Below are 25,489 nucleotides of genomic sequence, written 5' to 3' on the forward strand. Positions count from 1 at the left end.
ACCTCTCTAACTTGAACGATTTAAGCGTGGGACTGTATGCCCCCATATAAGGTTTGATATAAGCCTTCTTGCTCAACTAACTCACCATGAGTACCTGTTTGCGTTACTTTTCCATCTTCAAGCACGTAGATCAAATCGGCTTGTTTTACGGCTGATAGACGGTGCGCAACGATTAATGTTGTTCTACCACGTAAGAATTCAGTCAATGCTTTGTGCAATGCCGCTTCAGTAGCGGTATCAAGCGCAGACGTGGCTTCATCTAAAATAACAAATTGAGGATCACTCAGCACCATTCTTGCGATGGCAAGGCGTTGTCGTTGACCACCTGACAAACGAATGCCGTTACGGCCGACTTGAGTATCCAAACCGTGATTCAGTTGAGAAATAACATCTTGCAGCTGAGCTACTTCAAGAGCTCGCCAAAGTGACATTTCGTCAAAATTCCCACCGAGTGTTAGATTATGCCTCAAGGTGTCGTTAAATAGTATAGGTTGCTGTAATACCACGGCAATTTTGTCGCGAATTACTTCAAAACCAATATCTTCTGTTAATTCATCATTAAAGCGAATGCTACCGGAGTTTTGACGATAAACCCCAATAAGTAGTTGTATTAAGGTCGACTTACCGCCTCCGCTCGCACCAACTAACGCCACTTTCTTTCCTGCCGGTATATGTAAAGAAAGGTTATCTAGGACTTTGTTTTCATTATTATAAGAGAAGTCTACGTTTTCTACTTTAACATCGACTTCTCTGTCTTCTTTGAAAGGATTTACCTTAGGTACCGGTCTTTGTTCTTCTTCTAATACTAATAAGTCGTTGATGCGTTTTAACGCAGCTTTCGCGCTGTACCAAGAAAACTGAATGCCGAGCAGCTCTTGAACAGGAGACAACATAAACCATAGGTAACCAAAAACAGCAAAGATTTGACCAATAGTGAGGTCACTAAACATGACCATCAGCATGGCGACGGCTCTGAATAACTCAAAACCGATTAAGAAGAGTAGGAAAGAGACGCGACCTGCCGCTTCTGATTGCCACGCATACTTGTCTGCATCCACACGAACTTGGTTCGCACTGTCTTTGAGTTGTTGGAGAAATTCTCGCTCTTTATTGGCTGCGCGCAGCTGGTAAATGCCATCTAATGTTTCAACTAAACGATTTTGGAAAATTTCAAAAGAATGATTTTCCTTCCGTTTCAGATGTTTAACCATACTTCCGAGTTTACGTGAGAAGTAAATGACAATAGGGTTAACTAGCAAAATAAATAGACCAAGTCGCCAGTCGAGCCAAAGCAGAACGATGGCAGTACCAATGACCGTTAAAAAACTGATAACGAATTTTGCTAACGTAGAACCAATAAATTTATCGATGGTCTCAATGTCAGTGATAAGGTGAGCGTTGATGCCTCCGCTGCCTTTGGTTTCGTATTGACGGATGCTGATACGACCAAGCTTGTCGATCATTTTACTGCGCATCTCAAACGTGATCGTTTTAGAAACAAGTGTAAATTGTCGGCTTTGAAGGATATTTAACCCCTGACTTGCAGCTCGCATCAGGACGACCAAGAAAAGGGTGAAAAATATATAACCCGTCGGAGTGTGCCACGCTTCAGGGAGAATGGCATTCATAGCAGCTAAGCCTTTTGCTGGTTGGTCCAATAAAACCTCATCAACCATCAACGGCATGAGAAGGGGGATTGGAACACTAATCAAGGTTGCAAGCACCGCTATCAAGTTCGCTATGATCAGCTTGGACTTGTGCTTTTTTACTTGTGTTATCAACCAAGAACGGCTAATAGTGTCATTTTTCAGAAGCATTGTAATTGAGAATAAGTCCTATTATAAAGTAGGGCTGCATTTTAGCGCCATACAGTGAGAATGGAAGCTTTTATAGTAAGTAGGAAGTTAATATGAACATAGAACAATACCATAGACTAACCAAACAAGCCGTTGCTCTAATTGAGTCTGAGACAGACTTTATTGCTAACCTAGCAAACTTGAGCTCACTGCTTTTCATGGAATTGGACGATCTTAACTGGGCTGGCTTTTACCTAGCAAAAGGTGAAGAGCTCGTTCTTGGTCCGTTCCAAGGAAAACCAGCTTGTGTCCGCATTCCTATGGGGCGCGGTGTCTGTGGTACTGCTGCAAAAACTAACACTATACAAAGAGTATACGACGTTCATGAATTTGAGGGACATATAGCGTGCGATGCAGCGAGTAATTCGGAAATTGTGATTCCGTTTTCTATCAATGGAGAGGTGGTTGGTGTCCTTGATATTGACAGCCCAAGCATTGGTCGATTCAATGAAACAGACGAAGAAGGTCTCACTCATTTCATGGCTGAAGTAGAAAAGCTGCTTAATTCACACGCGAACGACGCATAAATTAGCCCTCGAGTGTGGTTTTTCCTTGGCATGTCACTATAATACGAGAATATTTTTTCTTAATGCTTCGCGGAAATCCGCTCAAATCAGGAACCCTCATGACTGAAAAGTTAAAAAACAGCAAAGAAGTTATTGCATATATTGCTGAATGTTTCCCTAAGTGCTTTACTTTAGAAGGTGAAGCAAAACCTCTGAAAATTGGTATTTTTCAAGATCTTGCGGAACGTCTAAGTGAAGACGAAAAAGTAAGCAAAACACAGCTTCGTGCAGCGTTAAGACAGTACACTTCATCATGGCGTTACCTACATGGTGTAAAACCAGGTGCAGTACGTGTAGACCTAGACGGCAACCCTTGTGGTGAGCTAGAAGAAGAGCACGTTGAACACGCGAAAGCGACACTTGCAGAAAGCAAGGCAAAAGTTCAAGCTCGTCGTAAAGAACAAGCACAAAAAGCTCGTGAAGAGGGTAAGGCGAAAGCGAAACCAGCGGCTAAAAAGCCTCAACAGCCTCGTCGTACTAACAAACCAAAAGTACAAAAAACAACTAAGCCTGTAGAAACGCGCGCTCTAAATGCTGACGAAATCACAGTAGGTAACGCAGTTAACGTGAACATGGGCAAAGGAAACATGGCAGCGACCATTGTTGAGATCAATAAGGATGATGTACGTGTTCAACTTGCTAACGGCCTACAAATGGTTGTGAAAGCGGAGCACTTGCGCGCATAAAGGAGATACTCCTACGCATGAATTGCCGTTCAAAAGTGACACTGATTGCTGCTAGCTTATGGCTAGCAGCATCAGCTCAGGCTCTCGAAGCCAAACTACATAAAGATGACTTGCCGGTTCTCGCTCCTGAAGTTCAGCACGAAACAGCTAGCAAACGAGTCACCTCTCGATTTACCCGCTCTCATTATAAGCATTTCAGCCTCAATGATGATTTCTCCAAAGCGATCTTTGAACGCTATGTAGAATTGCTTGATTATAATAGAAATATTTTTACTCAAGCGGACATCGACTCTTTTAAAGACTGGTCAATTGAGCTTGATGATCAGCTAAAGGCTGGTAACAACCAAATTGCTTTTGATGTTTATAACCTCTCAATGCAAAAGCGTTTCGAGCGCTTTGCTTATGCGTTAACGCTACTCGACGAAGAGATCAAGTTTGATACTGATGACGAGATAGAGTTAGACCGTTCTGAAGCTGCATGGCCAAAAGACGAAGCGGAGCTCAACGAGTTATGGCGTAAGCGCGTGAAATATGACGCGTTAAATCTGAAACTGACTGGCAAAGAATGGCCAGAGATTAAAGAGGTTTTAGAGAAGCGTTATAACAACGCGATGAAGCGGATCACACAGACTAATAACGAAGATGCATTCCAGTTATATATGAATGCCTTCGCCCGACAAGTCGACCCTCATACTAGCTACCTTTCTCCACGTAATGCTGAGCAATTCCAATCGGAAATGAACCTTTCTCTGGAAGGCATTGGTGCCGTTCTGCAAATGACTGACGATTACACAGTAATTCGTTCACTTGTTGTTGGTGGCCCAGCGTCGAAGAGCAAGCAACTTGGCGAAGGGGATCGAATCATCGGTGTTGGACAAGATGGTGAAGAGATTGTCGACGTGATCGGTTGGCGTCTGGATGATGTAGTTCAATTAATCAAAGGCCCAAAAGGCACAAAGGTTAATCTACAGATCTTGCCAGAAGGTAACGATGCGAAGAGTTACATTGTCACAATTGTTCGTGACAAAGTTCGTCTAGAAGATCGCGCAGTGAAGTCGGAGATCATCGAAAAAGATGGTAAGAAGATTGGTATTTTAGAAGTGCCAAGTTTCTACGTCGGTTTGTCGAAAGATACCGATAAACTGCTTGCTGAGTTAAAAACCAAAAACGTTGACGGCGTAATCGTTGATCTACGTAACAACGGTGGTGGTGCATTAACGGAAGCGACAGCATTAACAGGGTTATTCATTAAAGAAGGTCCTGTTGTTCAAGTTCGTGACAGCTATGGTCGTATTAAGGTGAACGCCGATACTGACGGAAAAGTGAGCTACGATGGTCCGCTGACGGTGTTGATTAACCGCTACAGTGCTTCAGCGTCTGAAATTTTTGCAGCAGCAATGCAAGATTATAATCGTGCCATTATTTTAGGTGAAAATTCTTTCGGTAAAGGTACGGTTCAACAGCATCGTTCACTGAATCATATCTACGATCTTTTCGATAAAGAGCTAGGCTACGTTCAGTACACGATTCAGAAGTTCTACCGTATTGACGGTGGAAGTACGCAAAATCGTGGTGTTGCACCCGATATTTCGTACCCAACACCAATTGAAGCTTCTGAAACGGGTGAAAGTGTAGAAGACAATGCACTACCTTGGGATCAGATTGATAAAGCAAAATATCAAACCTTCCCAAGCAACGAAGCATTAGTTGAAAAACTCACCGCTCTTCATAACAAGCGTATTTCTGATGAGATGGAATTCCGTTTCATCAATGAAGACATAGAGAAGTATCGTAAAGAAAAAGACGATAATATGTTGTCTTTGAACGAGAAAGTTCGTAAGGCTGAATCGGATAAAGCGGAAGCCCTTCGATTGCAACGCATCAATGAGCGTCAAGCTGCTTTAGGTAAGGAAGCATTCAAAACATTGGATGATATACCTAAAGATTATGAAGCGCCTGATGTTTATTTAGATGAGTCTGTCGCGATTATGGTTGATCTACTCAAGCAGAAAAATCAGTCATAATAACTGGCAATTCAAAGTAAAAAGAGTGAGTCTTTCAGGCTCACTCTTTTTTTATGTCTTTTCATCTTTGTTTGTATTGAGTATCAAGTAAGATATTCGCTTATTTTTTCCCAATAATTTACGTGATCTACATCTAAAATTTCGCGAAAGTGAGGACTACTGCCTAAGCTAAAAGAAAACGATAAGGATGCCGATATGAAATGGTTCTTTATTTTACTTAGCTTTTGCTGCTTTAGTGTGTTTAGCGGAGAAAACACCAGAGAAGATGAATTAAGTCACTTTGACACGCCGTTTCTCATCGGAGACTGGTATTTAATGAACCCAAACCCCGAAGAGTCGGCTGAAAATTTTCGTGCGATAAAACTGTCACTGGGTTCCGACTACAGCTTTTCTATTGATATTCAAAAGAAAGATTATTCTGTCGATCATTGGGAAGGATTGTATAACGCCAATGAAGACACCATCGTTCTTGGCTTAAACACAGATGAGCCTCAAATTTATGCCTATCGCAATAATCACAATACACTTGATCTTAATGGTGTGATTTTTACTAAAGGGTTGTCTAACTCGCTAGCGGGCATATGGTCTAGCTCTTATGTATCCGGAGATGGCCTTGTGGCAAACAACATCAACCATATGGATCTGATACTTCAACCTGACTTCGTGTTTATGTTTCGGGTATCCAACGAAGAAGGGGATGAGTCAATCAAGCAAGGTGTTTTCTACACAGAAGATGAATATTTAGTCTTGCTCTATGAAAATGGCGAGCACGGGACCACCTATAAGCTCAACAAAAATGAATTAACGATCGAAGATTCAAATGGCGATATGTACGCGGTACTTAATCGGGTAACGCCTTGATAGCTTATCTTGCTACGACAAATTACGCGAGCATACGGTAAATTGTCAATGTTGTTTAAATGTTAATCAAAAAACGGAGCTAGAGCACTAAAAGCTCCGTTTTTTGATGGAAAGACTTGTATTCTGATACCACAACCCCTACAAATAGCTTATATAGTGATACCAGAACTGCATTTTTGATCATGCAGTCTGGTATTTTTGTTGTTCGACATACAAGGATTTATGCTCATGTCCCAAGCTCCCCAGGCCAAATATCGTAAAGATTATCAAGAGCCATCTCACGCGATTACCGATATCGATCTTACGTTTGATCTTTATGACAATGACACCATCGTTACGGCGATATCAAAGGTTGCTCAAAAAGGCGATACAACAACGCTAGAACTCGATGGCGAGGGGCTTGAGCTGCGCGCTGTAAAAGTAAACGGTGAGGATTGGGCTCATCACGAAGTGAAAGAATCATCGCTTGTACTGACCGATCTTCCATTCGAGTTTGAACTTGAAATCGTCACCAAAATTGATCCTGAAGCGAATACAGCACTCGAAGGTTTGTACAAATCAGGCGGCGCATTTTGTACTCAGTGTGAGGCCGAGGGCTTCCGTCGTATTACTTATTACTTAGATCGTCCTGATGTTCTGGCAAAATACACGACAAAAGTGATCGCAGATAAATCCGCTTATCCATATTTGCTGAGCAATGGTAACCGAATTGCAGAAGGCGATGCAGAGAACGGTCGTCATTGGGTTCAATGGCAGGACCCGCATCCAAAGCCAGCTTACTTGTTTGCTCTTGTCGCAGGGGACTTTGACGTACTGCGTGACAAATACACAACGATGTCAGGTCGCAGTGTTGATTTAGAAATCTTTGTTGATAAAGGTAACTTAGATCGTGCAGGCCATGCGATGACATCGCTGATCAACTCGATGAAGTGGGATGAAGAACGCTTTGGCCTTGAATACGATCTGGATATTTACATGATCGTTGCCGTTGATTTCTTCAATATGGGCGCAATGGAAAACAAAGGCCTAAACATCTTTAACTCAAAGTATGTTCTGGCGAATGACCAAACGGCGACCGATCGTGACTACTTAGGTATCGAAGCTGTGATCGGTCATGAGTATTTTCACAACTGGACTGGCAACCGTGTCACTTGCCGTGACTGGTTCCAACTAAGTCTAAAAGAAGGCTTAACCGTATTCCGTGACCAAGAATTCTCTTCTGATTTAGGCTCTCGCGCAGATAATCGCATCGATAACGTACGTATCATCCGTGGCCCTCAGTTTGCAGAAGATGCAAGCCCAATGTCTCACCCGATTCGTCCTGACAAAGTCATTGAGATGAACAACTTCTACACGCTAACAGTGTATGAAAAGGGCAGCGAAGTTATTCGCATGTACCATACACTCCTTGGCGAAGAGGGCTTCCAAAAAGGGATGAAACTTTACTTTGAACGTCACGATGGTACTGCTGCGACATGCGAAGACTTTGTTTCTGCAATGGAAGATGCCACCGGTGTCGATTTAAAACAATTCCGTCTATGGTACAGCCAATCTGGTACACCGACGCTGCGCGTAAATAGCGAATACAATGCCAATGCAAAAACTTACGCGCTAACGGTAGAGCAATTTACGGAGCCAACGCAAGACCAGGCTGAAAAGCAAGCGTTGCACATTCCGTTTGATATCGAGCTGTACGATTCGAAAGGTCAAGTTATCCCATTGCTGATTAACGGTGAATCTGTTCATAACGTATTAGATATTAAACAAGATAAGCAAACGTTCGTATTCGAAAATGTCGAAGAACAACCAGTGCCATCTTTGTTGCGTGAATTTTCGGCACCAGTAAAACTAGAATACGACTACAGTGATGATGAATTAGTCTTCTTGATGAAACACGCGACGAATGACTTTGCTCGTTGGGATGCAAGCCAAATGCTATTGGCTAAGTACATTCGTCAGAACGTGAAAAACGTTCAAGCCGGACAAGAAGTATCGCTTTCTGAAGGCGTGATAGATGCGTTCCGTGGTGTGCTATTGGATGAGACGCTTGAGCCAGCTTTTATTGCTCAAGTTTTCTCTTTGCCTTCAATTAATGAGATTACTGGCTGGTACCAGCAAATTGACATCGATGCCGTAGACAAAGTGCTAAACAGTATTACAGTGTCACTTTCTCAAGAGTTAGAAGATGAGCTAAGTGCAACTTATCATACACTGAAGCAAACAGAGTACACGATCGATCATGCTGCGATTGGCAAGCGTGCATTACGTAACCGTTGTCTGCAATACCTAGCACATACGGAAAAAGGTAATGATTTAGTGAAAGCACAATACGCATCTGCAAATAACATGACAGATACGATTGCAGCGATGAGTGCTGCAAATAGTGCTCAGCTTGAGTGTCGTGAAGTTCTTATGGCAGATTATAGCGATAAATGGAAGCACGATGGTTTGGTTATGGACAAGTGGTTTGCACTTCAAGGTAGCAATCCTGCAGAGGATGCTCTTGAAAAAGTAAAAGCAACCATGAACCACGAAGCATTTAGCTTGAAAAATCCGAACCGTACGCGCAGTTTGATTGGCTCGTTCTTAAGTGCTAACCCTGTGCGTTTCCATGATAAATCCGGTGCAGGTTACCAATTTGCAGGAGAAATCCTTCGCCAACTTAATGATTCGAACCCACAAGTCGCATCTAGAATGATTGATCCTTTGCTTAAGTTCCGTAAATACGATGAAGGTCGCCAAGCTTTGATCAAAGCAGAACTTGAAAAGCTTAAAGCAATGGATAATCTTGCTAAAGACTTATTCGAAAAAGTGACTAAAGCACTAGACGAATAGTAAACAACACAATAGGGTGGTCATTAAGGCCACCTTATTGTTTATGTCACTTAGTTTTTACTTCATGAACTATTACTACTTCAACCTCAACATTTCATATCAAACGTTTTTATCCCATTATTCTGGCGCGGCAAGTGTTGTTCAAGTCGTCACACATAACGGTTTACGTTTGCAGTTACCCGCCGCACGATTCAGACCATTTCTTAGTCAATTAGGCATTAAAGGCCAGTTTAGACTAACAACTGACCAAAATAATAAGTTTCTTAAGTTAGAAACTCTGTGATGTATTGTATTTGCAGAGAGTTAAATAGGAATCTTAGTCACAGAATCGGACATTTCACCTCTTACCACCACGATTAGTTGTTAAACATTTGTAATTATGCTTTTACAATGGGCACATGCATTACCTATGCTTAGTTTCTAAGGTAACAACCTAGCTACTAAGTCCCCCTACAAAACAACAATTCTAATGTGGAGTGTGAATATGACCGCGCGTGAAAATGTAGTGCCGGTTCTGCTTGAAAAAGTTTACCAACTGATTCAAGACAAACTCGAGCTTTCTCACCAAACGCTTGTAACTAAACTTGCTCAACACTTATTCAGTAACATTGCTGATGATGACCTGATTCAGCGAAACGAATCCGATCTTTATGGTGCTGTCGTCAGCCTTTGGCACCATATCAATGAAAAAAAACCAGAAGAGATTTCGGTACGAGTATTTAACCCGACCGTAAGTCGTCAAGGCTGGCAATCCACACACACAATCGTAGAAATTGTTGTTCCAGATAGTCCATTCTTAGTGGACTCAGTCAAAATGGCTTTAGCGCGTTTGGACCTTGTTTGCCACCTAATGTTAAACAACCCAACACAGATACAGCGTGATAAAAAAGGCCAAGTTACCGACGTAAACGGTGAGGGTGGTGTTCTTCAGTCACTGTTCCATATCGAGGTAGACCGCCTTACTAGTAAAGAAGAGATGCAAGCGCTTAAAGAAGAGCTGTTAAAAATTCTATCTGACACTCGTTTAGTCGTTGATGACTGGAAGCAAATGGTTGATAAGCTTAAGCTTGTGACTGATGAACTTGAGAAAAATAAAGATCGTGTTTCTATCCAAACGGATCGTATGGACGAAACGATCGCATTTCTTCGTTGGCTAGAAGATCATAATTTTACCTTTATGGGTTACAAAGATTATGACTTAGAAGAAGTCAATGGTGATACCGAGCTTGTTCCTGCTAAAGAGAAAGGACTTGGTCTATTTGCTGATGACAAGCGTGTACGTAGCGTCAAGCTATCTGAGCTTTCAGACTCTGCGCGGTTAGAAGCGAAAAAGCCATACGCTCTGATTATCACAAAAGGTAACAAAGCATCTCGTATTCACCGACCAGCTTATACTGATTACATTGGTGTTAAGAAGTTTGATGAAAACGGTAAAGTAATAGGTGAGCATCGCTTTACTGGTTTATATACCTCTGCCGTGTATAACCAAGCGGTACAAAGCATCCCTCTGATCCGTGAAAAAGTGGACCGTATCCTTGAAGCGAGCGGATACCGTCACGGATCGTATTCATACAAAGCATTGCACAATATCTTAGAAAACTACCCACGCGATGAACTACTCCAAGCAAATGAAGAAGAGTTGCTTGAGGTGGGTATGGGTGTTGTACAAATGCAAGATCGTGACCTACTGCGTTTATTTGTTCGTAAGGACCCATTTGGTCGTTTCTTTAGCTGCATGGTTTATGTCACTAAAGATCGTTACAACACAGAGTTACGTCGTCAAACTCAACGCATTCTTAAGCAGTACTTTGGTTGCGAGCAAGAGGTTGAATTTACAACGTTCTTCTCAGAAAGCCCACTAGCGAGAACACATTACATTGTTCGTGTAGACAATAACAACATTGACGTAGACGTGAAAAAGATCGAGCAAAACCTAATGGAAGTTTCTACCTCTTGGGATGACAGACTAAAAGAATCCATCATTGCTAACTTTGGTGAAAGCAAAGGCCTTCCTCTTTCAAAAGAATACATGAGTGCGTTCCCTCGCTCATACAAAGAGGACATGATGCCAGGTTCTGCGGTTGCAGATATTGAACGCTTAGAAGCGTTAAGTGATGATAATAAACTTGGTATGTTGTTCTACCGACCTCAAGAAGAGGGGGCGGATTCAAAAGCTGTTCGCTTGAAGCTATACCATCGCGATGAGCCAATCCATCTTTCTGACGTAATGCCAATGCTTGAAAACCTTGGCTTACGAGTGATAGGTGAATCACCATATGAGATCGAGAAAAACAACGGACAGACATTCTGGATCCTTGATTTCTCTATGCTGCATAAGAGCGAGAAAACAGTTGATCTTCGTGAGGCTCGTGATCGTTTCCAACAAGCATTTGCCGCAATTTGGGCAGGCAACCTTGAAAGTGATGGTTTTAACCGATTGGTACTAGGTGCGTCGCTATCTGGGCGTGAGATTTCCATTCTTCGTGCTTATGCTCGGTACATGCGCCAAGTTGGTTTCCCATTCAGTCAACAATACATCGAAGACACGCTAAGCCACTACCCAGACTTAGCAACAGGTCTAGTCAAGCTGTTCACCAAGCGATTCGATCCGAAACACAAAGGCAGTGAAAAAGGCCAAAACGATCTGATTAAAAAGCTAACAGAGCAGTTGGATCGTGTAGAGAGCTTGGATGACGATCGTATTATTCGTCGTTACATCGACATGATCATGGCGACACTTCGTACTAACTACTATCAGCTAGACGAAAGTAAGCAACCTAAGCCTTGGTTATCTTTGAAAATGAAACCGAGCGATATTCCAGAGATTCCGCAGCCTGTACCCGCGTTCGAGATCTTTGTGTACGCACCAGATATTGAAGGTGTTCATCTTCGTGGCGGAAAAGTGGCTCGTGGTGGTTTGCGTTGGTCAGATCGTCAAGAAGACTTCCGTACTGAGATTCTTGGTCTCGTAAAAGCTCAGCAAGTTAAGAACACTGTTATTGTGCCTGTGGGTGCAAAAGGCGGCTTTGTTTGTAAACGCCAGCCATCTCTCACAACCCGTGATGAGATCTTTGCTGAAGGTCAACGTTGTTACAAACGATTTATTCGTGCGCTACTTGATGTATCGGATAACATCATTGAAGGTGAAGTTGTGCCACCACAAAACGTTGTGCGCCATGACGAAGATGACCCATACCTAGTAGTGGCGGCAGATAAAGGCACAGCAACATTCTCAGACCTAGCGAACTCTGTTTCTGCAGAGTACAACTTCTGGTTAGGTGACGCATTCGCTTCAGGTGGTTCAAATGGTTACGACCACAAAGCGATGGGTATCACTGCAAAAGGTGGTTGGGAATCAGTTAAGCGTCACTTCCGTGAAATGGGCATCAACTGCCAGACCACTGACTTTACCGCAATCGGTGTAGGTGATATGGCTGGTGACGTGTTCGGTAACGGTATGCTGTTATCGAAGCATATTCGATTGCAAGCTGCCTTTAACCACATGCACATCTTTATTGATCCAAATCCAGATTCAGCCACCAGCTGGGAAGAACGTAACCGCTTGTTTAATCTACCAAGATCAAGCTGGGAAGATTACAATAAAGATTTGATCTCTCAAGGTGGTGGTATCTTCTCTCGTCGATCAAAGTCGATCCAACTAACGCCAGAAATTCAGAAAATGTTAGGGACTAAGAAAGCATCTTTAGCGCCTAACGATCTGATTAAGATGATCTTGAAAATGAAAGTCGATCTGCTTTGGAATGGTGGTATCGGCACTTACGTTAAAGCATCGACAGAAACTCATACGGATGTTGGTGACCGTGCTAACGACATGCTGCGCATTGACGGCCGTGACTTAAGAGCAAAAGTAGTTGGCGAAGGCGGTAACTTGGGTATGACTCAGCTTGGTCGTATTGAATACGCACTGACTGGCGGCCGAGTGAACACAGACTTCGTTGATAACGTGGGTGGCGTTGACTGTTCGGATAATGAAGTCAACATCAAGATCTTCCTTAATGGACTGGTTTCAAATGGCGATCTTACGGTTAAGCAACGTAACCAAATTCTAGAGTCTATGGAAGACGAAGTGGGTGAAATTGTCTTAGATGATGCTTACCGTCAATCTGAGTCGATCTCCGTTACTGAACAGCAAGGTGTTGGCATTGTTAAGGAACAAATTCGATTCATCCATACCATGGAAAAAGCAGGGTACTTGGATCGTGCTCTCGAATACATCCCTGATGACGAAACGCTAATCGAGCGTGAAAAACAGGGACTAGGTCTGACTCGCCCTGAGCTATCGGTGTTGGTTGCCTACGGTAAAATGGTACTTAAACAGCAACTTGTTACGGATGAAATCGCGAATGATGAATTTCACGCGAAACAGCTTGTTGAATATTTCCCAAGCGCGTTACGACGTAACTATAAAGATCAAATGGTTAATCACCCACTGCGAGCTGAAATTATCGCTACAGCATTGGCTAACCAGATGGTTAATGAAATGGGCTGTAACTTCGTCACTCGTTTGCAAGAAGAAACCGGTGCAAGTGTTGTCGATATTGCTAACGCATACAGTGCGGCTCGTGAAATTTTCGATCTAGAAGCAATTCTTAAGCAGACTCGTGAACTCGATAATATCGCCACAGCTCAAGCTCAGTACGAAATCATGTTTTATGTTCGTCGAGCACTACGTCGAATTGCACGTTGGTTGCTTCGCAACCGCAGTGGTAAATGCACAGTTGGTGAGCTGATTGCTATCTACAAGCAAGATGTCAATGTTATCACTGAAACCTTAGACACTATGCTGGTTGAGTCTGAAGTAGAAGAACACAATGAACTTGCTCAGGGGTGGATTGAGAAAGGGGTAGAAGAGAAACTTGCACATCAAGTCGCTCGTTTATCCAGCTTACAATCTGCACTGGATATCTCATCAGTGGCGAGTGAAACAGGTAAAACGGTTGAGCAAGCATCGAAGCTCTACTTTAACTTAGGTGACCGTTTATCGTTACACTGGTTCTTGAAGCAAATTAACAGCCAAGCCGTTGATAATAACTGGCAGGCACTGGCAAGAGCTGCATTCCGAGAAGATCTGGACTGGCAACAACGTCAACTTACGGCTCAGGTATTAAATTGCGGCTGTGCAACGGAAGAGCTAGACGTGATGAAAGCGTTAGAAGATTGGATGGAAACTAACGAGCAATCACTGCACCGTTGGGAAAGCATCTTGAATGAGTTCAAAGTTGGCTCTGTCCACGAATTTGCTAAGTTTTCTGTAGCACTTCGAGAATTAGTACTCTTGAATCTCAACTGTTCGTCGAAAGAGTAGATGAGCTAGTCAAATTGTAAGTAAAAGCCTCGTTATTTAGCGAGGCTTTTTTGTTGCTCATCGTTTCTATTATAGCGCTGAGTGAGTTACAGCGTAACGGTGTGGGGAAGTTAAAATAGGCTGAAATCGATTGCTTTAGGGTGGTTAGTTATAAATTTTATTGTTGAAATCTTACTCTAATTGTTTGTTTTATATTTGAAAATATTAGAAAGATATAGGTTTTTACTTAATACATTCATTTTCATTGAATTACGATGAAAAACAGTAAATAATATTGTCCCGTTTATACGGGGCTTTTTTCTTTCGGAGGCACAATGCTTTACCGTCTAGCCAGAACTGGCTTTTTCCAACTCGATGCCGAGAAGGCACACGATCTTGCAATCAAGAACTTCCAACGCTTTAACGGCACACCACTTGATCTCTTCTACCGCCAACAATTACCAACTCGTCCAGTTGAGTGTATGGGACTAACATTCCGTAACCCAGTAGGTCTTGCGGCTGGCTTAGATAAAAACGGTGAATGCATTGAAGCATTTGATGCCATGGGCTTTGGCTTTGTCGAAGTTGGCACAGTAACACCTCGTCCGCAACCAGGGAATGATAAACCACGCTTATTTCGCTTAGTCGAAGCTGAAGGTATCATCAATCGCATGGGCTTTAACAACCTAGGCGTTGATAATTTGGTCGAGAATGTAAAGCAAGCAAAATTCAACTGTGTTCTCGGAATTAATATTGGTAAAAACAAAGACACACCAATTGAGAAAGGGGCAGAGGACTACCTGATTTGTATGGAGAAAGTGTATGAGTACGCAGGCTACATTGCGGTTAATATCTCATCACCAAACACTCCGGGTCTTCGTTCACTTCAATATGGTGAAGCGCTTGATGAACTACTTTCTGAATTAAAAGCGAAACAAGCAGAACTGTCAGAGAAGTACAACAAATACGTCCCGCTAGCATTAAAAATTGCGCCTGATTTGAGTGACGAAGAAATCTGCCAAATCTGCGATTCTTTATTGAAAAACAATATAGATGGTGTGATCGCGACTAACACAACTCTGGATCGCACGATCGTAGAAGGAATGAAACACGCCAATGAGGCAGGTGGTTTAAGTGGTCGCCCTGTGCAATCACGCTCTACGGAAGTCGTACGTAAGCTTCATGAAGAGCTAGGAGACAAACTTCCAATTATCGGTGTTGGTGGTGTGGATTCCTATGTTGCAGCCAAAGAAAAGCTGATGGCAGGCGCTAAACTTGTTCAAGTCTACACCGGTTTTATTTACCACGGCCCAGGCCTAGTACGTGATATTGTTAAGAATCTTTAACATACTCATCAAAAACCACTGAAAAATCAGTAGCTATTACATAAAAAAGAGGACTTTGTTTCCTCTTTTTTTTTATCCGTTCGTTTGTAAAATTTAAAAATCACGAGTAGGTAATTAAGCGTCTTACCTCTTTACCACTGATTTAACTAGTCAAGAGAGAACGGAATAATGCTTAAACCCAGCGACAAATGGAATTGGTATTTTGACGAGCAAAAAGCTTGCTTAATGCTGGATCTGGGGGAGGAAATGATTTTCCAAACCAATTTATCCCGAAAATTGTTGGTTAACTGTGCCTTCTCAAACAATGAATTTACCGTTGATGACGCCAGTGCATTCCAAACGTTTAATGAACGTATTCGATGCCTCGACATCAGTGAATACCGCCAAGCTGAGTTAACACTGTATTGTGTTGCGGCAAAGCGCTTTCATAAACCTGTACAGCCTAAAAGCTGGTTCTTTGACGCACAGTCCTCAGGTTACGAGCCTGAAGAAGGGGACATGGTCTTTCTAACAAACCAATATTCTGATGGCATGTTCATCGTGTTAGAACCAGGCGAGACGTCGAGCTTATGTGCTTATGTTAACCAAGAAGCGTTTGTGCTTGATGGCAATAAGGCGCTTCAGTTTGGGCAGCCGATTAAAGTAATGCATGACCGCATGGCTTGTGCAAATCACCTCTTTGCAATAACCCCTATGGCAATGGTGGGGTAAACCTGTTTAATTTTTTCTTTATTTCGTTCCTTTGTTTGCATTAGTCGACCTCGTTAGGTCGATTTTTTTTGTCCATTCCTTTGATACTAGAGCCCCATCAGCCATGAAACTGTATGTTTTCTATGCATGCAAACATGAAGCTGGTCACTTTTATTTTACTTATTTCAATCTGATGACTCCCTTAACTAGGCAACCAAGCGCTTAAAATGACCCCATTTATTCCCCTATAAGGAAAAAATGTAAGTAACTTACATTAATAATTTCAGCCTGGTATATACCAAAATCAATGTAAATAAGTATTCACTTCTTTCCAAGGGAACAAAATTTCGTTCGTGAATAAAAAACACTCAAATTAAAGATGTTGAAAGTTTCAGATCATTTTGTTGGTGATGATTTGAACTAACAGGTGGGGAAATTCCTTTAAAAACGAGGCATTGATCGTAAAGTCAGGTATAATTAAAGCCATTTTTTATCAGCGAAAGAACACTATGAATCAATATCTCGCGGTAACTTCAAATGGCATGGAAAATTTGCTTGTTGAAGAACTGACTAAACTAGGCATTGAAAATGCGAAACCAGTACAGGCAGGCGTAAAATTTAAAGCGACAAACGAACAGGTTTATCGCTGTTGTTTGTGGAGCCGTTTAGCGTCTCGATTTGTACGTGTTTTATCTGAGTTCACGTGTAACAACGACATGGACTTGTATTTATCTACATCTGCTATTAACTGGGTTAACCAATTTCATAGCTCTAAACGTTTTGTTGTGGACTTTAACGGCACAAACCGTGAGATCAGAAATAGCCAGTACGGTGCGATGAAAGTCAAAGATGGCATCGTAGATTGCTTTGAAAATAAAGGATTGCCGCGTCCCAACATCAGTAAAGAACGCCCAGATGTTCGTATCCACGTTCGTTTGCATAAAGATAAAGCGTTGCTTGGGATCGATATGGTAGGCAGTGGTTTGCATCAACGTGGCTACCGACCAGAATCGGGTCGTGCCCCGTTACGTGAAACGCTTGCTTCTGCGATTATCATGCGTTGTGGCTGGGATGGGCATCAACCATTACTCGATCCAATGTGCGGTTCTGGTACTTTGCTTATTGAAGCTGCGATGATGGCTGCCAACATGGCTCCTGGCGTTAAGCGAAAGCAATGGGGTTTCGAAGTGTTGGAAGACTTTGAACCAGAGACTTGGGCAGAGATTAAATCAGAGGCTAATGTTCAAGCTAGACGAGGTGTCAAGAAAGTTGACGCTAAGTTTTTTGGCTTCGATAACGACCCTAAAGTATTAAAAGTTGCTCAAGAAAACGCGCGCAGAGCAGGCGTTGAAGAATTGATTGAGTTCGCACAAGGTGATGCTGCAACTATTACTCGTCCTGCAGGATTCGAACACGGTGTTATCGTTTCAAACCCACCTTACGGTGAACGTCTGGGAACTGAGCCGGGGCTAATTGCGCTCTACACCGCATTTGGTGGACAGCTAAAATCTGAGTTTGGTGGATGCAAAGCCTCTATCTTCTCGAGTTCAGACGAGCTGCTGAGCTGTCTTCGTATGCGTGCTGATAAACAATTTAAATTGAATTATGGTGCGTTACCTTGTCACCAAAAGAACTACAGTATTGCAGAGCGCAGTGCTGATGAAGTGAAGGGTGCTGATACTAATGTTCAAATCGCACCAGACTTTTCAAATCGTTTAAAGAAAAACATTGGCAAGATTGGCAAGTGGGCTCGTAAAGAGAAGCTTGATTGCTACCGAATCTATGACGCTGATCTTCCTGAATACAATGTGGCGATAGACGTATACGGCGATCAAATCGTAATTCAAGAGTATGCTGCGCCAAAAAACATTCCAGAAGAAAAAGCAAAACGTCGCCTAACGGATATTATTCGTGCAACGATTCAGGTAACAGGTGTAGAGGCGAACAAAGTTGTACTTAAAGTTCGTGAAAAGCAGAAAGGTCGCAGCCAATACCAAAAATTAGGTCAGGTATCAGAGACGCTTGAAGTAAACGAGTACGGTGTGAAGCTGATCGTAAACCTTCATGACTATCTAGACACTGGCTTGTTCTTGGATCATAAGATCACTCGTCGCCGCTTAGGTGAAATGGCGCAAGGTAAAGATTTCTTAAACTTGTTTGCATATACTGGGAGTGCGACGGTTCACGCAGCGGTTGGTGGCGCTCGTTCCACAACGACTATTGATATGTCAAATACCTACTTGAACTGGGCGAAAGACAATATGCAGCTTAACGGCTGTGTAGGACGTCAGCATCGCTATGAACAAGCAGACTGTTTGCAATGGCTAGAAAACGCGAAAGGTGAGTACGACTTGATCTTTATTGATCCACCTACGTTCTCTAACTCTAAGCGTATGGAAACATCATTCGACGTACAACGTGACCACATTAAACTGATGAAGAATCTTAAACGTTTACTAAGAAGTGAAGGCACTATCGTATTCTCGAATAACAAGCGCCACTTCAAGATGGATGAAGAGTCGCTGGCCGAACTTGGTTTGAAGGCTCAGAATATTTCTTCTCAAACGTTACCATTAGATTTTGCGCGTAATAAACAGATTCATAACTGTTGGCTAGTAACGCACGCGTAGTATAAACAAAAGGATTAATACGTGCTGATATTGTATAGCACGGAGGGATGCCATCTTTGTGAGATGGCATTTGCTCTAGTAGACCAAATTGGTTTGGCCGAACAAACAGATATCATTGATATTGCGTTCGATGATGCACTGTTTTCTCGTTACGGCGTCACAATACCCGTATTAAAGTATCAAGATTCTGAGTTGAACTGGCCGTTTGACTTAGAACAACTCACACATTGGTTGGATAATAATGGCATTACTTACCATTCATAACGCACAACTTGCATTTGGTGACCACCCATTACTTGACAAAGCGGAGTTCGCTCTTCAAGAAAACGAACGCGTTTGTTTAGTGGGTCGCAACGGAGCAGGTAAGTCCACGTTAATGAAAGTGCTTGCCGGCGACATTTTGTTGGACGACGGCAAGATTCAAATCACTCAAGACGTCGTTGTTTCTCGACTTGAACAAGATCCACCGCGTAATCAAGAGGGTACAGTTTACGAATACGTATCTGGCGGTTTGGCTGAAATCGGCGAACAACTGAAGATCTATCACGATCTTCTCGATCTTGTTGCTCAAGACCCGAGTGAGAAAAACATCAACCGTTTAGCCAAGGTTCAAGAGCAGCTTGACCATTCTAATGCTTGGCGCTTTGATGACCGTGTTAAGAACGTACTTGGTGCTTTAAAACTAAGCCCAGAAACTAAGCTGACCGATTTATCCGGTGGTTGGCAACGTAAAGCCGCTTTAGCTCGCGCGCTGGTTTGTGACCCTGACGTATTACTTCTTGATGAGCCAACAAACCATCTTGATGTAACAACTATCGAATGGTTAGAGAACTTCTTAAAAGACTTCAAAGGCTCGATCATCTTTATTTCTCACGACCGTGCGTTCATCAAATCAATGGCAACACGCATTGTTGATTTAGATCGCGGGCAATTAGCTTCTTTCCCTGGTGATTACGACAACTACCTAGAAGAAAAAGAAGAGATGCTCCGCGTTGAAGAAATGCAGAATGCTGAATTCGACAAAAAGCTTGCTCAAGAGGAAGTTTGGATTCGGCAGGGCATTAAAGCACGCCGAACTCGAAATGAAGGTCGTGTACGCGCATTGAAGAAACTTCGTGAAGAGCGTCGCGATCGCCGAGATGTCCAAGGCAAAGTTAACCTTAATATCGATGATGCTTCACGTTCAGGGAAAATTGTATTTGAAGCAGAAAACATATCTTTTGCTTACGAAGGCAAGACAATCGTCGACAACTTTAGCTTTAACATTATGCGCGGTGACCGTATTGCACTTATCGGACCAAATGGCTGCGGTAAGAGTACGGTACTTAAATTGCTGTTAGGGCAATTGGAATCGCAGTCTGGTCGTTTACACTGCGGAACAAAATTAGAAGTCGCGTACTTTGATCAGTACCGAGAGATTTTGGATCCAGAAAAGACAGTGATCGATAACTTAGCGGATGGGAAACAAGAAGTAATGGTTGGGGGACGTCAGCGTCATGCGCTGAGTTATCTTCAAGACTTCTTATTTGCACCTAAGCGCGCAAGAACTCCGGTTAAGGCGCTCTCTGGTGGTGAGAAAAACCGATTACTGCTAGCTCGTATCTTGTTGAAACCAAACAACTTACTTATTCTTGATGAACCAACCAACGATTTGGATATCGAAACGTTGGAACTTTTAGAAGAAATGCTTGCCAACTATCAGGGCACGTTGCTTTTAGTTAGCCACGACCGAGAGTTTGTTGATAATACCGTTACCACAAGCTGGATCTTCGAAGGGAACGGAGTGATTGAAGAGTTTGTTGGTGGTTATCACGATGCAAGACAGCAGCGTGAACAGGTATTGGCGGTTCGTCAAGCGGTTGAAAAGCCAGCGAAAAGAGAAAAAGTGGTTGAAGAAACTCCCAAAACAACTCAACCTAAGAACAACTCGAAGAAGTTATCGTATAAGCTGCAAAGAGAATTAGAAGCTCTACCAGCTAAACTAGAACAATTAGAGTCGGATATCGAGGGCCTTCAGGAGCAAGTGAACGATCCAGAGTTCTTTGCTAAACCTGTAGAGCAAACTCAGCCGGTATTGGAACAGCTTGCTGCGCTAGAGCAGGAGTTGGAAAACGCATTCGAGAGATGGGAAGAACTCGAAGCAATGCAACAGGATAGTTAAGAATTCAATGAATTGTAGTAATAAATTCAAATTGACCGCCATTGCGATGATGGTTGGTACCACAATGAACGCACAGGCGGCATTGTATCAAGTGGTTGAGGTTTCACCTCAGGATCATGGTTCAAACGGTGACTACCAAACGGCTTACGGTGTTGCAATTCAGCAAGGTGATGCGGGTACAGATCCTTCAACAGGTTCCCCTTTCGCTTTGGGCTGTTTTGATGCGGCAGCAAACTGTACACCAGACCAATTTAAGCTTGCGATGGAAACTCGCACAACACCTATTTCAGCAACACAAGCCGTGGATGGAAATAGCTATCGTGAGGAAATTCCATTTGGATTGGACGCGGGCTTTTATTACATCCAAGAACTCAAAGATTTTGAACGTTACTGTTATAACCAGCTTCGCTATTCTACTTGTGACTCTTGGGCTTCTGTAAACTGGACCCCATGGAACAAAGAGCGTAGTAAAGACTTTACTTCTAATGCGTTAGCATTTGTAGAAGGCGATTCTGCTGCTTATAAAAATGAATATAACAATGTTATCAATCAGCTTACCGAAGATGGTGCCGCTGTCGGTAATCAAAGTAAAGTCAACAGTGAAAACAAGTCGACACTGGAAACAAGAAATACCGTCGTAGCACCTGTTGAACCAAATTTTGTTACAGGTGATAACGACGCAAGCGTTGTGCAAAGCCACGCTTGGAAAACCGATGGCACTTTTACCGTTGGTAGTGTATCTCGAACAGCAAGTAATACCAATGGCGCTCACCACACATCGAAAGCAGCTATTTGGGATCAAAGTGGAACCGTCAGTGAATTGGCTTGGCCAAGTGGCACATCTAAAGATGGAGAAAGACTGGCTCAAGGAAGCATGCGTGACCTTGTCACAGATGGAACAACGGTTTACGGCGTGGGTTACAACACATACAGTGATGATAACTATCTGAATGCTACTGTTTTTGTCGGAACACTAGAGGCAGAAGGTAGCGTTGAAAACGCAACTTGGAAAAACAAAGTTGTTGTAGGAGCTAGACAGCGTGAAGGTGATGATACGGTTCATACAAACTCACGATTAACCGATGTTAACTCAAATTTTGTTGCTATTGGTGAAGCAAAACGTTCCGGCGGATATCTAATGCCAACGGGCTCTGCTCCAAATCGTCTCTTTATCGTAAATGATGTTCGTAAGGACTCTATTAACGCTTTTTACCCAAGTACCGGAATTTTCTTCAGCGGTGCGGGCGGTAAGATGGGCGGGATCAACTCTTACAATGAAATTGTCGGACAACTTGATGCGGAAACGACTCGTGAAGACGATGGTAAGCCACGTCGTAAGCGCGGTTTTATCTACCCATATAGCCTAGGTGGCGAGACTAGTGAACGTGCTTCAACACTATTTAATGGAAAAGCTTGGTTCCTAGATAGTTTGACTAATGGCGGTGACTACTCTGAACAAAACAACCAGTTCCGTATCATTGACGCAACTGATATCAACGATGCAGGTGTGATTTCTGGTACCGCGATGAAATGTGCTGGCGGTTACAGTACAACAGCAAACAATGCGACATGTAGTTCTGATGAGCAAATCGTAGCAGTAAAATTGGTGCCTATTGCAGGTGCGACTGAGAAGGACATTGTGTCTCGAAGCGTTGACTCAACGACAACAGAGCGTCAAGGTGCAGGCCTTGGTTGGTTAGCTTTGACCATGCTTGGATTGTTTGGGTTCCGTAGAAAATAGTCAAAAATCGTCAGTAATTTTTAAATCAAGCAGAGGCTCACACATTTGAGCCTCTGCTTTTTTTATGCCTTGAGAAATCACTCAACTTGATCGATTCTTATAAGTGGAGTCATAAAAACTCCATCAAAGTTTCACAATAACAGCTGTACGTTAGTAAATGGACCTGTATGAGGAATTAACTATGAAGAGACAAAAGCGTGATCGCCTAGAACGAGCTCAATCTCAAGGCTATAAAGCTGGGTTGAATGGAAGGTCTCAAGAGGCTTGCCCATATCAACAAGTTGATGCTCGGTCGTATTGGTTAGGTGGTTGGCGTGATGCCAGAGATGAAAGACAATCTGGTCTCTACAAATAAACTCTCCACATACAAAAAGAAGGATTCGAAAGGGCTCTACGGAGCCTTTTCTACATTTATAGACTAGGCAAACAAAAAGGCCCCTAAATAGGAGCCTTTATAAATCGATTAAAGTCGTGATTAGAAGTTTGAAGTGTCTTGGAACAAACCAACTTTCAAATCTTTCGCAACGTAGATTTCTTTGCCATCTACGCATACACGACCGTCAGCCAAACCCATTACTAATTTACGATTTACGACGCGTTTCATATGGATTTCGTAGGTTACTTTTTTCGCCGTCGGTAGGATTTGGCCTGTAAACTTCACTTCACCAACACCTAGAGCGCGACCTTTACCTTTACCGCCAACCCAGCCAAGGAAGAAGCCAACAAGTTGCCACATCGCGTCAAGGCCAAGGCAGCCAGGCATTACTGGATCACCAGGGAAGTGGCAATCAAAGAACCACAAATCTGGAGTAATATCCAATTCCGCCAAGATCAAACCTTTACCAAAATCGCCCTCTGTCTCAGACATTTTAGTAATACGATCCATCATTAGCATGTTTGGCGCAGGAAGCTGAGGGTAACCAGGCCCAAACAGTTCCCCTTGGCTAGAAGCAAGTAGATCGTCACGGTTATAAGAATCACGTTTGTTTTGCATTATCAATTACTCCAATTTTTGATAGCTGCATCTTAGTGAACACGTGTACGCTAAACAACTCCGATCAGTACTAGACAAACCAGTTTTTGATGCGCTGCACAATTCCTTCTGGATGCTCATGTCTTTCAAAGTTTTCAATACGTTCCGCTATTTTGCCAATAATGCTCTCGTCTTCGCCTCTAAAAGGTTTATTCATAACAATCGGAATAGCTTCATCTACCGTAGAGACGGACCAAATATGGAACTCACCATTTTTAATGCTTTCTATTACATCTTTATGTAATGCAAGGTGTTTAAGGTTTGATTTCGGCATGACAACGCCTTGATTTCCCGTAAAACCCTGATGTTTACAAACCTGATAAAAACCTTCAATTTTCTCGTTCAAGCCACCGACTGCTTGCACTCGACCAAACTGATCGACGGCTCCTGTAACCGCAATTTGTTGATTAATTGGAGATTCAGATAACGCACTCACCAAACAACAAAGTTCTGCGAGAGATGCGCTGTCACCGTCAACTTCACTATAAGACTGTTCAAATACAATCGAGGCAGAGTAAGGCAGAGGTTCATCCAGTTTTAGAGCAGAGCTTAAGAAAGCTTGCATAATCATCATGCCTTTCGCATGTAGATTGCCGCCAAGTTCAGCTTTGCGCTCAACATCGGAAACATCGCCATCACCAAAGTGAATTACACACGATATTCTAGCAGGCTCACCATAGCTGACAGGGTGTCCAGCCATATCGATGACGGTTAGGCCATTGATTTGACCAACTTGCTTCCCAGTTGTCTCAATGATGACTTGGCCATCTAAAATATCGTACACGGCACGCTGAGGAAGATAGGATTCGCGGTAATACTTGTCGTCAATCGCTTTATCTAATGACTCGTAATCTAATGTTTGGCCATCACTGAACTGGCTGGCAAGTGTTAGAAGTTGAGAATGCCACATTACACCTAACGGCAAATAATGTTGATCTTCAGTAAATCTCATACCAGCTAGCAATAGTCTTCTAAAGCCACATTCCGTTAAGTGAGGCAGCTGATATTGAGAACATATCCAGTTCACCAAACCAAAGTAATCTGTCAAATTCTGCTCTGACAAATGAATATCTTCTTCAACTTCGGTATACATGGCAAAGCCTGAACAAAAGTCCTCGTCGATATATTCTAGCTCTGCTAACTGACTTCTTTCCCCAGTTACAATCAGTTTTACATCATAAGCTTTAGATGACGGTACTGAAGTAGGTAAGCGAGTAGGGCTTAGGTTCAGTGGCTCGATAAGGTTTTGTTGAATTGCAGACTTTATATTTGGCCAAAGTCCCGGGTTAGCCAGAATGAGATTAGCAGGTACAATCAAATAACCGTCGTCAGCTTGTGAAATCAAGCCAGGTTGGAAGGCAATATCACCACTTACATCAACACTGTAACGGTCAAATAAACGTTTGGCATCAAGTGATTCCGACAAAACAATCGCAGCGTTAGAATGACTCTGAAGAGCTTTACTGATGAACTCTCTATAGACAGAATTATCGACGCAGTTAATGAGTAGCACGCGTGTCAATCCCGACATTTTGGAAAAGCGAGATATCGTTGCCGACATCCTCGGTTGAAGATCAGTAAAAGACTTCTTTGGTAACGAAGGTGCAGACTTTAAAAGTGCTTCGTACTGCTCAAGTGAAGGTGTTACGTCTTGCCAATTAAGTTGGTTCATTAAAATTCATCGTAATTCAATCTTGCCGACATTATAACGAAATGGACTATAACACCCTAGCACCAATTTGGTTCGCTCAAGGC

The 25,489-nt window shown here is 42.7% G+C and carries 17 protein-coding genes; 14 read left to right on the forward strand and 3 right to left on the reverse strand.

Going from position 1 to position 25,489, the window contains the following annotated elements:
- Positions 1-20 precede the first annotated feature (20 nt).
- A complete protein-coding gene (locus FR741_RS07760) occupies positions 21-1,817 on the reverse strand; it encodes an ABC transporter ATP-binding protein (protein WP_053807440.1) in 1,797 nt (598 codons plus the stop codon).
- A gap of 92 nt (positions 1,818-1,909) precedes the next feature.
- Between FR741_RS07760 and FR741_RS07765 the strand changes: the two genes are divergently transcribed.
- The 14 genes from FR741_RS07765 (at position 1,910) to rmf (ending at position 23,056) form a co-directional block, all read left to right on the forward strand.
- Positions 1,910-2,383: a GAF domain-containing protein gene (locus FR741_RS07765; RefSeq protein ID WP_167426561.1), complete on the forward strand. Its 474-nt coding sequence runs from the start codon at positions 1,910-1,912 to the stop codon at positions 2,381-2,383.
- A gap of 98 nt (positions 2,384-2,481) precedes the next feature.
- Positions 2,482-3,108, forward strand: coding sequence for an RNA chaperone ProQ (gene proQ / locus FR741_RS07770; protein WP_046876216.1), 627 nt, complete (start codon positions 2,482-2,484; stop codon positions 3,106-3,108).
- A 17-nt stretch (positions 3,109-3,125) separates the two neighbouring features.
- On the forward strand, positions 3,126-5,132 hold the full coding sequence (gene prc / locus FR741_RS07775; RefSeq protein ID WP_005396554.1) for a carboxy terminal-processing peptidase: 2,007 nt from the start codon (positions 3,126-3,128) through the stop codon (positions 5,130-5,132).
- Positions 5,133-5,327: 195 nt separating this feature from the next.
- Positions 5,328-5,993, forward strand: coding sequence for a hypothetical protein (locus FR741_RS07780; protein ID WP_167426562.1), 666 nt, complete (start codon positions 5,328-5,330; stop codon positions 5,991-5,993).
- Between the two features lie 228 nt (positions 5,994-6,221).
- On the forward strand, positions 6,222-8,828 hold the full coding sequence (gene pepN, locus FR741_RS07785; protein WP_167426563.1) for an aminopeptidase N: 2,607 nt from the start codon (positions 6,222-6,224) through the stop codon (positions 8,826-8,828).
- A gap of 64 nt (positions 8,829-8,892) precedes the next feature.
- Positions 8,893-9,111, forward strand: coding sequence for a DUF2835 domain-containing protein (locus FR741_RS07790; RefSeq protein ID WP_046876238.1), 219 nt, complete (start codon positions 8,893-8,895; stop codon positions 9,109-9,111).
- A gap of 201 nt (positions 9,112-9,312) precedes the next feature.
- Positions 9,313-14,154, forward strand: a complete 4,842-nt coding sequence (locus tag FR741_RS07795) for an NAD-glutamate dehydrogenase (RefSeq protein ID WP_114322321.1) — start codon at positions 9,313-9,315, stop codon at positions 14,152-14,154.
- Positions 14,155-14,468: 314 nt separating this feature from the next.
- Positions 14,469-15,479: a quinone-dependent dihydroorotate dehydrogenase gene (pyrD, locus tag FR741_RS07800; protein WP_006743218.1), complete on the forward strand. Its 1,011-nt coding sequence runs from the start codon at positions 14,469-14,471 to the stop codon at positions 15,477-15,479.
- A 168-nt stretch (positions 15,480-15,647) separates the two neighbouring features.
- Positions 15,648-16,190 carry a cell division protein ZapC gene (locus FR741_RS07805; RefSeq protein ID WP_005396505.1) on the forward strand — a complete coding sequence of 181 codons (543 nt, stop codon included), beginning with the start codon at positions 15,648-15,650 and terminating at the stop codon, positions 16,188-16,190.
- Between the two features lie 488 nt (positions 16,191-16,678).
- Complete coding sequence (gene rlmKL / locus FR741_RS07810; RefSeq protein ID WP_167426564.1) at positions 16,679-18,799, forward strand: bifunctional 23S rRNA (guanine(2069)-N(7))-methyltransferase RlmK/23S rRNA (guanine(2445)-N(2))-methyltransferase RlmL; 2,121 nt, start codon at positions 16,679-16,681, stop codon at positions 18,797-18,799.
- A gap of 21 nt (positions 18,800-18,820) precedes the next feature.
- Entirely contained in the window at positions 18,821-19,063 is a 243-nt protein-coding gene (locus FR741_RS07815) for a glutaredoxin family protein (protein WP_074190119.1), read from the forward strand.
- Positions 19,041-20,960: an ABC transporter ATP-binding protein gene (locus tag FR741_RS07820; protein ID WP_167426565.1), complete on the forward strand. Its 1,920-nt coding sequence runs from the start codon at positions 19,041-19,043 to the stop codon at positions 20,958-20,960. Before FR741_RS07815 ends, FR741_RS07820 begins: the two co-directional genes overlap by 23 nt.
- A 7-nt stretch (positions 20,961-20,967) precedes the next feature.
- Positions 20,968-22,701 carry a DUF3466 family protein gene (locus tag FR741_RS07825; RefSeq protein WP_167426566.1) on the forward strand — a complete coding sequence of 578 codons (1,734 nt, stop codon included), beginning with the start codon at positions 20,968-20,970 and terminating at the stop codon, positions 22,699-22,701.
- Positions 22,702-22,882: 181 nt separating this feature from the next.
- The gene (gene rmf, locus FR741_RS07830; protein ID WP_005377453.1) at positions 22,883-23,056 is read left to right on the forward strand and encodes a ribosome modulation factor; all 174 of its coding nucleotides are present in this window, start codon (positions 22,883-22,885) and stop codon (positions 23,054-23,056) included.
- A 120-nt stretch (positions 23,057-23,176) separates the two neighbouring features.
- On the opposite strand, the gene fabA is transcribed toward rmf, so the two are convergent.
- Together fabA and FR741_RS07840 are read right to left on the reverse strand one after the other, a co-directional pair.
- The gene (gene fabA, locus FR741_RS07835; RefSeq protein ID WP_005396499.1) at positions 23,177-23,695 is read right to left on the reverse strand and encodes a bifunctional 3-hydroxydecanoyl-ACP dehydratase/trans-2-decenoyl-ACP isomerase; all 519 of its coding nucleotides are present in this window, start codon (positions 23,693-23,695) and stop codon (positions 23,177-23,179) included.
- A 70-nt stretch (positions 23,696-23,765) separates the two neighbouring features.
- Positions 23,766-25,406 carry a S16 family serine protease gene (locus tag FR741_RS07840; RefSeq protein WP_167426567.1) on the reverse strand — a complete coding sequence of 547 codons (1,641 nt, stop codon included), beginning with the start codon at positions 25,404-25,406 and terminating at the stop codon, positions 23,766-23,768.
- Positions 25,407-25,489: the final 83 nt, after the last annotated feature.

This window comes from Vibrio diabolicus (assembly GCF_011801455.1).
Classification (GTDB): Bacteria; Pseudomonadota; Gammaproteobacteria; order Enterobacterales; family Vibrionaceae; genus Vibrio; species Vibrio diabolicus.